This window comes from Prescottella sp. GW823-FHT02E09, from assembly GCF_058797375.1.
The window spans coordinates 97,725-107,797 of the sequence record NZ_JBXAJP010000015.1; the positions used below are offsets into that span (position 1 = coordinate 97,725).

A 10,073-nucleotide genomic window follows, 5' to 3' on the forward strand; every position below is an offset into this window, starting at 1 on the left:
CCACAGCTCGACGTGCCCGGTCGCGACCTCGGGAATCTGCCGCACCAGCGACAGTGCGGCGTCCAGATCTGCGGCGTCGAACACGTAGTACCCGCCGACCACCTCCGCGGTCTCGGCGAACGGGCCGTCCGTCACCAGGGCATTCCCGCCGTCGTGCCGGATCGTCGCGGCCTCCGAACCGGGATACAGCCCGCCGCCGGCGACGGCCTCCTGCGCTCTGGACCAGAACTCCTGATGCCGCTGCATCGACAAGTTGTACTCGTCGGTGCCGGGAATCGAGTCGGGTCCGTTCTCCTCCGCTGCGAGCAATGCCAGGTAGTGCATGTCGCCATCCTTCCGCCGATGCGGGGCCGGTTGTCCCGCTTTCGTGAACACGACGTGCCGGGGGCGCGGATTTCGACACGTCCGGGGGAGAATCATCGGAAGGAAACGAACGGCCTGGCGGACGGGCACGACGAACAGGTGTTCATCCTCCGGACATCTGGACGTGAGAGAACCGGTTGCCCGCACGACCAGGCACAGAGAGGGACACCCCGGATTGTCTGCCCAGCCAGCATCAGACCAGACGGACCAGTCGGACCAGCGACTGCCGCACCGGATACCCGTCGAGTTCCTCCGGTCCGCCCTCGCACCCGCCCCGCGCACGCTCGTCGACATCCTCGAGGCGACCGCGGCGCAGTACCCCGATGCGACGGCGATCGACGACGGCGCCGCACCCCTGACGTATGCGGAACTGCTCGACCAGCTCGCGACCGGCGCGCGCTGGCTCGCCGACGCCGGCGTCGGCGCGGGCGATCGGGTGGGTGTCCGGATGCCGTCGGGCTCGCGCGACCTGTACGTCGCGATCCTGTCGGTCCTCGCGGCCGGCGCGGCGTACGTGCCGGTGGATGCCGACGACCCCGACGAGCGCGCCGACCTGGTGTTCGGCGAGGCGCAGGTAGCGGCGATCCTCACGGCCGACGGCGTGCAGCCCGGCACCGCACCGCCGCGCACCGCTGCCCCCGCGGTCCGCCGTCCCACCCCCGACGACGACGCCTGGATCATCTTCACGTCCGGTTCCACCGGCACCCCGAAGGGCGTCGCGGTCACGCACCGCAACGCCGCGGCCTTCGTGGACGCCGAGGCGCGGATGTTTCTGCAGGACAACCCGATCGGATCCGGCGATCGCGTTCTCGCGGGACTGTCGGTGGCGTTCGACGCGTCGTGCGAGGAGATGTGGCTGGCGTGGCGGCACGGCGCCGCACTGGTTCCGGCACCACGCTCACTGGTGCGCAGCGGGATGGACCTCGGCCCCTGGCTGGTGTCCCGCGATGTCACGGTCGTCTCCACCGTCCCCACCCTCGCGGCGCTGTGGCCGGCGGAGGCACTCGAGGCGGTGCGGCTGCTGATCTTCGGCGGCGAGGCGTGCCCGCCGGATCTGGCCGAGCGGCTCGCGGTGCCCGGCCGCGAGGTGTGGAACACGTACGGGCCCACCGAGGCCACCGTGGTCGCGTGCGGCGCGCTGATGGACGGCACCGGCCCGGTCCGGATCGGTCTGCCGCTCGACGGCTGGGACCTCGCCGTGGTCGACGCGTCCGGTGAGCCGGTCGCCGAGGGTGACGTGGGCGAGCTCGTCATCGGCGGTGTCGGGCTCGCCCGGTATCTCGACCCGGCCAAGGACGCCGAGAAGTACGCGCCGATGCCCACGCTGGGCTGGGACCGCGCGTACCGCAGCGGCGACCTGGTCCGCCTCGACACGGCCGGTCTGCTGTTCCAGGGCCGCGCCGACGACCAGGTGAAGGTGGGTGGCCGACGCATCGAGCTGGGCGAGGTCGACAACGCGCTGCAGAACCTGCCCGGCGTCAGCGGCGCTGCGGCGGCGGTCCGCAAGACCGCGGCAGGCAGCTCGATCCTCGTCGGCTACCTCGCCAGCACCGACCCGGACTTCGACCTCAAGGCGGCGCGTGATCAGCTGTCCGAGCAGCTGCCCGCCGCCCTGGTACCGCGGCTCGCGCTGGTCGACGAGCTACCCACCCGTACGTCCGGCAAGGTCGACCGCAACGCGCTGCCGTGGCCGCTGCCGGGTGCCGGTCCGGACACGACGGAGACCTCCGGGCTCGACGGCACCGCAGCCTGGGTCGCCGGCCTGTGGGCGTCAATCCTCGGCGCAGGCGTCACCGGCCCTGACGACGACTTCTTCGAGATGGGCGGCGGTTCGCTGTCCGCGGCGCAGCTCGTCACCGCGCTGCGCGAACGCTTCCCCGAGATCACCGTCGCCCAGTTGTACGACCATCCCCGGCTCGGCTCGCTCGCCGGCTTCCTCGACGACCTGTCCCCCACCGAGACCGCCACGCCGCGTCATGTCGAGCCCACGCCGCTGCGCGCCCAGCTCGCGCAGATCGCGGCCACGGTGCCACTCACGACGCTCACCGGTTTGCAGTGGGTGACGTGGCTGGCGATCGCCGGCAACGTGCTCGCATGGTTCGACATCGACTGGGCGCCGACACTGTCGTGGTGGTGGGTGGCACTCGCGTTCTTCCTGTTCATCACCCCGGTGGGGCGGATGGGCATCGCGGTGATCGGGGCGCGCACGCTGCTGCGCGGCCTGAACCCGGGCACGTACCGACGCGGCGGCAGCGAACACCTGCGGCTGTGGATCGCGCTGCGCCTGGTCGAGGCCAGCGGCGCCGACAACCTGTCGGGCGCGCCGTGGATGCTGTACTTCGCGCGCGCCCTCGGCGCGCGGGTGGGCAACGGCGTCGACCTGCACACGCTGCCACCGGTCACCGGCATGCTCGTGCTCGGCGACGGCTGCTCCGTCGAACCCGAGGTGGATCTGTCCGGGCACTGGATCGACGGCGACGTCGTGCACATCGGTGAGATCCGGATCGGCGACGGCGCCACCGTCGGCGCCCGTTCCACGCTGCTGCCGGGCGCCCGGATCGGCCGCGGCGCCGAGGTCGCGCCCGGCTCGGCGGTGTTCGGAAAGGTCAAGGCCGACCAGCACTGGGCCGGTTCGCCGGCGGTGAAGGTGGGCAAGGCGACGCATCCGTGGCCCGACCACTCGCCACGCCGCGCCGCGCACTGGGTACCGATCTTCGGCGTCACGTCCGTCGTCCTGGCGGGCATGCCGATCTTCGGTCTCGCCGCCGGCATCCTGCTGATCGGCTGGTGGATCCGGGACGCCGCCGATCTCGGTGACGCGGCCCTGCGGTCGCTGACGATCCTGCCGGTCGCGACGGTGCTGTCGCTGTTCGTCTTCGCGGCGCTGACGGTGATCGCGGTGCGCCTGCTGTCGATCGGGCTCACCGAGGGCTATCACCCCGTCCGCAGCCGCGTCGGCTGGCAGGTCTGGGCTACCGAGCGGCTGATGGACTCCGCCCGCACGTTCCTGTTCCCGCTGTACGCGAGCCTGCTCACCCCGCTGTGGTTGCGCCTGCTCGGCGCCAAGGTCGGCCGCGACACCGAGATCTCCACCGCCCTCGTGCTGCCGAAGTTCACCACCGTCGCCGACGGTGCGTTCCTCGCCGACGACACCATGGTCGCGAGCTACGAACTCGGCGGCGGCTGGATGCGGATCGAACCCGCGAAGGTCGGCAAGCGCGCGTTCCTCGGCAACTCCGGCATGGCCGGGCCGGGCCGACGCGTGCCCAAGAACGGCCTCGTCGCCGTGCTGTCCGCGGCGCCGAGCAAGGCCAAGTCCGGGTCGTCGTGGCTGGGCAGCCCACCGGTGCGGCTGCGCCGGGCGGCGACCGAGTCCGACGCCTCCCGCACGTTCGCCCCGCCGCTGCGGCTCAAGATCGCGCGCGCGGTCGTCGAGACGTGCCGGCTGATCCCGGTGATGGTCACGTTCGGGATCGGCCTCGGCGTGCTGTTCACCCTCGCCTGGCTGGTCTCCGTCGGCGGGTTCGCTCTCGCGGCCCTCGGCGGCGGCGTCGTGCTGATGGTCGCGGGTGCCTTCGCCGGCGTGGTGTCGGTGGCCGCCAAGTGGCTGGTCGTCGGCCGGATCGGCGCCGTCGAACATCCGCTGTGGAGTTCGTTCGTGTGGCGCAACGAGGTGTCCGACGCGTTCGTCGAGACCGTGGCGGCGCCGTGGTTCGCACGCGCCGCGAACGGCACGGCCGTGATGAACGTGTGGCTGCGCGGGCTCGGTGCGACGATCGGCCGCGGCGTGTGGTGCGAGACGTACTGGCTGCCGGAGGCCGATCTGGTGACCCTCGGCGACGGCGCCACCGTCGAGCGGGGGTGCGTCGTGCAGACCCACCTCTTCCATGATCGGATCATGTCCATGGACACCGTCACGTTGGGCGCGGGCGCCACCCTCGGCCCGCACTGCGTCGCGCTGCCCGCCGCGGGCCTGGGCGCCGGCGCCACCGTCGGCCCGGCATCGCTCGTCATGCGCGGCGACACCGTCCCGCCGTCAACCCGCTGGCAGGGCAATCCGATTGCACCGTGGCCGGATTCGACCACGAACGGGGGCAGTCGATGAAGCCGGGCAAGTTCTACGAGGAGCCGATCGATCCGTATCTGCCGCACAACGGCAACCGCGGCTACCGGGTCTCCCGGTACGAACTCGACCTCACGTACAAGGTCCCCAGCAACCGACTGTCCGGCAAGGCGTCGATCACGGCCACCACCACCGACGTCCGCGGCAAGTTCTCGCTCGATCTCGCGCAGACGATGCAGGTGTCGAAGGTGTCGGTCAACGGTGGCCGCGGCGCCAAGTACACGCACCGCGACGGCAAGCTCACGATCACCCCGGCCCAGAAGATCCCGGCCGGCGGCCTGCTCGCGATCACCGTCCAGTACGGCGGCAACCCCGAACCGATCGTCACAATGTGGGGCGACGTCGGCTGGGAGGAGTTGGACGAGGGGGCCCTGGTCGCGAGTCAGCCCAACGGCGCCGCGTCGTGGTTCCCGTGCGACGACCACCCGAGTTCCAAGGCTAGTTACAACATCTCGATCACCACCGACTCGCCGTACCACGCCGTCGCCAACGGGTCGCTGGTCCGGAAGCAGACCCGCGCGAGCCACACCACGTGGGTGTACGAGCAGGCCGAGCCGATGTCGAGCTACCTGGCGACCATCCAGATCGGACCGTACGAGCGCCGACGCGTCGGCCACGGCAAGGTGCCGATCCACGCGCTGCACCCGAAGGGTCTGCGGGTGCCGTTCGACCACGATTTCGCACGGCAGCCGGAGATGATGGACGTCTTCGAGAAGCTGTTCGGCCCTTACCCGTTCGAGGCGTACTCCGTCGTGGTGACCGGCGACGACCTGGAGATCCCGATCGAGGCGCAGGGCCTGTCGATCTTCGGCGCCAACCACTGCGACGGCAGGAGCGGATCCGAACGCCTTGTCGCGCACGAGCTTGCGCACCAGTGGTTCGGCAACAGCCTGACCCTCGGTGCGTGGAAGGACATCTGGCTGCACGAAGGCTTCGCCTGCTACGCCGAGTGGCTGTGGTCGGAGAACTCGGGCGGTCCCGACGCCCATATCCACGCGCAGCAGGCGCACCGCGGGCTCGCCGGCAAGCCGCAGGACATCCTGCTCGGCGATCCCGGACCGCGGCTGATGTTCGACGACCGCATCTACAAGCGTGGCGCCCTCACCCTGCACGCGGTGCGACAGCAGATCGGCGACGACGCCTTCTTCGCGCTGCTGCAGAAGTGGACCGCGAAGTACCGACACTCGACGGTCTCCACCGAGCAGTTCACCGACCTGGCCGCACATTTCACCGACAAGCCACTGCGCCCACTGTGGGACGCCTGGCTCGCGGAGAAGCCGCTACCGGCGCTCTGAACCCGCCTCGATCGCCTGCTCCGGCAGGTGCTGACGCCACTTCACGACGACCAGGACGAGACTCGCGGCGGCCACGATCGCGCCGATCACGAACATCATCGGATAGGTGAGCGCCGGGGTGGTCTCGGCGATCAGCGCCATCACCGCGGGAACGGCGAACCCGAGGTAGCTCAGCGAGTAGAAGACCGCGGTGAGACCGGCGAGGTCGTCCGGTCCGGCGATCCGCTGGATCTCCTGCAGTCCCGACACCAGTGCCATGCCGTAGCCACAGCCGAGGACCGCGGCCGCGATCATCGCGAGCGGCACCGTCAGCGCACTGGAAGCGACCGCCGCGAGCGACATACCCGCAACCAGCACCGCGAGCGCCACCGCGACCGCCCTCGCGTTGAGCGGGGTGTCGATTCGACGTCCGACGGCCTGGATCGCGAACCCGGACCCGAGCCCGATCACGCACAGCAGCGCCGAGAACGCGATGGGCGCCCCACCGCTGCGAGACGACATCAGCGCAGGCAGCACCGCGTACGCCGACGCGGCCGCACCGAACACCCACGGCGCCACCGGCGCCGCGACGTACAGGAACCGCCGATGTCCGGCGGACGGGATCTTCAGATCGGCGGAGAGCCTGCCGCGCTCGGCCGTCGGCACCGCCGCCCGCGTCTCCGGCACGCGCAGCATCGCGATTCCGGCAGCCAGCGCGAGCGCGATGTGCACCGCGTACGGGAACGCACTGGGCCACGGCCCCCACTGCGCGAGCACACCGGCGACGCCGGCGCCGACACCGAATCCGGCCGTCAGGCTCATCGCCGCGCGGCGTGCACCGGCACCCGAGGTCGCCGAAGGATCGTGCGCGGGCCCGGACAGTTCCTTGACCCAGCTACCGCCGACGGCCATCCCGAGCCCGAGTGCCACGCCGGACAGGACCCGGCCCAGGATCAGCATCGGTGCCGAATCGGGTGCTGACGCCAGCACGAGCGACCCCGCCACCGCGATGAACGGCGCAGGCAGCATCAGCGCCCGTCGACCCAGCCGATCCGACAGCGGTCCACCGATCAGCAGCGCCGGGACGATGCCGAACACGTACGCGAACAGGAAAGTGTCGACGACGACCTGCGAGAAGCCGTGGTCCAGCTTGTACATCACCAGCAGCGGGGTGAACTCGTTGCCGCCCCACGCGACGGCGAACATCCCTGCGGCCACCAACGCCCAGGAACGTATCCGCGGCGGTTTCACCGCAGTGGTGGTCGTGCTGGTCTCGGACTGGTCGACCGCGGTCATCGGGTCCCTCCGTTCCGCAGTGAATGAACCTCGCGCATGTGTCGACCGACGGCCGACGCGAAGCCCTCGGCGTCGCCGGCCTCGACCAGGTCCGCCAGGCGGGTGTGGTCGTCGACGATCTTGGTGATCTGGTCGGGATCCCGGGCCAGGGAATGCGCGGTCATCCGGCGTTGCCGCTCGCGCAGACCGTCGTAGAAGCTCTCGAGCAGTGGGTTGCCGCCGGCACGCACCAGCGCGCGGTGGAAGTCCGCGTCCAGCGTGCTGAATCGCGCGGCATCCCCCCGCGCGGCCGTCTCGCGCTGCTCCGCCAGATTGGCACGCAGCGTCGCGACCAGCGCCTCCCGCGCCCGGGGATTCGCGGCGAGGGTCTGTGCGGCATGCACCTCGATCAGCAGTCGCGCATCGACGACGTGCTCGGCCTCCCCGTCCGCGACGGGCACGATCAACGCACCCCGCTTCGGGTACAGGCGCATCCAGCCCTCGGCCTCGAGCCGCAGGAACGCCTCACGTACCGGCGTCCGGCTCGAGCCCATCCGCGTCGCGATCTCGCCCTCGCTGATCAGCTCACCGCCCGGGAGCTCTCCGGACAGGATGAGTTCCTTCACCTCGCGGTAGGCCAGCTCGGCCGCCGAATACAACTTAGACACAAGATGTATTTATACGCCTTGCGAACGATCTCCAGTCGACCGGGGCCGTCAGGCCGTCGAACCCACCTTCGGGGCACGAGCCTGCGCGGAGTAGCGCCCACCATTGCGAAGAATGTCGATCGGATGATCGAAGCACTCACTGATGCGCTCGGTGGTGATCACGGACGCCGCCGGCCCCTGCGCGATGACGTAACCGTCGCGCAGCAGGAGGGCGTGCGTGGTGGTCGTCGGGATCTCCTCGATGTGATGGGTGACCAGGATGCTGGCCATCGACGGGTGCTGCCCCCGCATCTCGTCGAGCGCGGTAAGCAACTGCTCCCGGGCCGCCAGGTCGAGGCCGGTGGCGGGCTCGTCGAGCAGCAGGACCGGCGGGTCCGGCATCAGCGCACGCGCGATCAGGGCCCGACCCCGCTCCCCCTGCGACAGCACCGGCCACCGCGCCTCGAGCCGCTCCGACATGCCCATCATCGCAACCAGTTCCTCCGCTCGCCCCCGGTCCGCATCGGTGGGCTGCCACCGTTGCACGAACTCGGGAGTGTTCGTCAGCCCGGTGAGGACGACGTCCCGCACGGTCAGCGGACGTTCCACGACGTGCCGCGGGTTGACGTGACCGATGTGCGAGCGCAGCTCACGCATGTCCACGCGGCCGAGGCGATGACCGAGCACGTGCACGGCGCCCCGGGTGGGGTGAGCGACCGCACCCAGCAGACTCAGCAGCGTGCTCTTGCCGGCACCGTTGGCGCCCAGTAGCACCCAGTGCTGCCCCTGCTCTATCCGGACGTCGATCCCGCTCAGCAGTGGCCGTCCGTCGCGCACGAGGTCGACCTGCTCGGCGCTCAGCACGACTTCTCGATGGATCCGGGTACTCACGGGCGTGGTCCTTCCTCACGAAGCGTCGCCATCACGGGATCGAGGTTTGCTGCGGTGGCGGCAACCGCAGCCGTCGGATCGCCCGCCTCGAGGGCGTGCACCAGCGCGTCGTGCGCGCAGGCAGTGTCGGGTATCGGTTCGTTGCGAACCATCTCGACGAGCACCTCCTGCAGCACGGGCCGAACCGACGCGAAGAGCGCGGACAGCACCGAATTACCGGCAAGTTCGACCACGGCCTGATGGAAGTCGAGGTCGGCGTCGACGAACGCTGCGGCATCGAGCGGTTGCCGGGCATTACGCTCGGCGAGCTGACGCCGGATCTGCGCGAGATCCTCCGGGCGAGCCCGCTCGGCGGCGAGCCGGGCTGCTTCCGTCTCCAGTGCGCGACGAACCTCCAGGACCTCGAGGATGCGCGAGCGGCGCAGCAACTGCTCGAACCCCGGATCACCGGCCGGCGCCTCCGAGACGAACGTCCCGACTCCACGCCGGATGTCCAGCAGTCCGTCACGGATGAGCAATCGGACGGCCTCCCGCACCGAGGAACGTCCGACACCGATCTCGGTCGCCAGTTCCGTCTCACTGGGTATGCGCTCACCGACCGCCCATTCACCGGTCCGGATCCGCTGCGCCAGCAACGCTTCCAACTGCGGAACCAACGGCCCACTGCTCAATACGCGCTCGGTCACGACAACCACCTCCGACCGCCGATGGTATAGACATCAGACGTCTGATGTCTATGTTCGGGAGTAGGAACCTACTATTCGACGCATGGAACCAGTGCATCTCGGGATCGCCTCCATCGACCAGGTGGACGGATCCCGGGTCGGCGGGAATCCGCCGCAGTGTTTTGCCGGCGACCCGCTTCTCGAGACGCACGACTATCTCCTCACCCTGGCGGCCAGTGCAGCCGAGTGGCTCGGTGGACGGGAGCTGTCGGTGTTCGTGCGGCGAGGTTTCACGATCGGCGACGACGATGTGGACTACCCGGGCATCGGGTTGCGTGCGGTCCTGCACGGACCGTCGAGCCGCGGTGACGGGATCGCCGGCCGACATCCGGGCCTGGGCAGCGCCTCGTTGATCTCCGTGCCGGTCGACGCCGAGGATCCGCCGTTCGTGCGGATAGCGGATGCTCCGGTGCTGATCCAGAACCAACCGTCGTATGCCCACGCTGTCGAGGCCGACGGGTATCGGTTCCTGTTCCAGGTGAACGAGGAGGGGTGGCCGGTTTCCGAGGAGTCCGAACCGGAGTTCGTCGAGGAATACTTGTTCGGCTACGGCTCCGTGTATTTGTATGGGTGCCTCGACAGCGAGAGAATCGCCCAGAATGTCGTGCCGGGATTTCTCGACTTCTGAGGCAGTCCGAATGGCCCGGAAATACCTCGTTCATTCCCGACTGCGAGTCGGGAATGGCAGATGTGCAGATATGCCGAAGGCCCCCACCCGTGATGGGTGGGGGCCTTCGGTAAAGGGTGTTCGGCGGTGTCCTACTCTCCCACACCC

Annotated in this window: 7 protein-coding genes and 1 pseudogene; 3 read left to right on the top strand and 5 right to left on the bottom strand. The window is 69.8% G+C overall.

The window, feature by feature from the left end; genetic code table 11:
• Window positions 1-45: 45 nt before the first annotated feature.
• Window positions 46-657, bottom strand: a pseudogene (locus AC1RIF_RS26555) (YciI family protein); the annotation flags it as partial.
• Here AC1RIF_RS26555 and AC1RIF_RS26560 point away from each other — a divergent pair.
• Together AC1RIF_RS26560 and AC1RIF_RS26565 are read left to right on the top strand one after the other, a co-directional pair.
• Entirely contained in the window at window positions 539-4,468 is a 3,930-nt protein-coding gene (locus tag AC1RIF_RS26560) for a Pls/PosA family non-ribosomal peptide synthetase (protein WP_492604365.1), read from the top strand. The pseudogene AC1RIF_RS26555 and the gene AC1RIF_RS26560 overlap by 119 nt on opposite strands.
• Window positions 4,465-5,781, top strand: a complete 1,317-nt coding sequence (locus AC1RIF_RS26565) for a M1 family metallopeptidase (RefSeq protein ID WP_492604383.1) — start codon at window positions 4,465-4,467, stop codon at window positions 5,779-5,781. Before AC1RIF_RS26560 ends, AC1RIF_RS26565 begins: the two co-directional genes overlap by 4 nt.
• On the opposite strand, the gene AC1RIF_RS26570 is transcribed toward AC1RIF_RS26565, so the two are convergent.
• The 4 genes from AC1RIF_RS26570 to AC1RIF_RS26585 are packed head-to-tail and all read right to left on the bottom strand — an operon-like array spanning window position 5,767 to window position 9,259.
• A complete protein-coding gene (locus tag AC1RIF_RS26570; protein WP_492604366.1) occupies window positions 5,767-7,056 on the bottom strand; it encodes an MFS transporter in 1,290 nt (429 codons plus the stop codon). The two genes, AC1RIF_RS26565 and AC1RIF_RS26570, sit on opposite strands and share 15 nt — an antisense overlap.
• Window positions 7,053-7,703, bottom strand: a complete 651-nt coding sequence (locus tag AC1RIF_RS26575) for a GntR family transcriptional regulator (protein ID WP_492604367.1) — start codon at window positions 7,701-7,703, stop codon at window positions 7,053-7,055. Before AC1RIF_RS26575 ends, AC1RIF_RS26570 begins: the two co-directional genes overlap by 4 nt.
• A gap of 48 nt (window positions 7,704-7,751) precedes the next feature.
• Entirely contained in the window at window positions 7,752-8,573 is an 822-nt protein-coding gene (locus tag AC1RIF_RS26580; protein ID WP_492604368.1) for an ABC transporter ATP-binding protein, read from the bottom strand.
• Window positions 8,570-9,259 (bottom strand): FadR/GntR family transcriptional regulator, encoded by a 690-nt coding sequence (locus tag AC1RIF_RS26585; RefSeq protein ID WP_492604369.1) that lies wholly within the window; start codon window positions 9,257-9,259, stop codon window positions 8,570-8,572. Before AC1RIF_RS26585 ends, AC1RIF_RS26580 begins: the two co-directional genes overlap by 4 nt.
• 82 nt (window positions 9,260-9,341) lie before the next feature.
• Between AC1RIF_RS26585 and AC1RIF_RS26590 the strand changes: the two genes are divergently transcribed.
• On the top strand, window positions 9,342-9,926 hold the full coding sequence (locus AC1RIF_RS26590) for a hypothetical protein (RefSeq protein ID WP_492604370.1): 585 nt from the start codon (window positions 9,342-9,344) through the stop codon (window positions 9,924-9,926).
• Window positions 9,927-10,073: the final 147 nt, after the last annotated feature.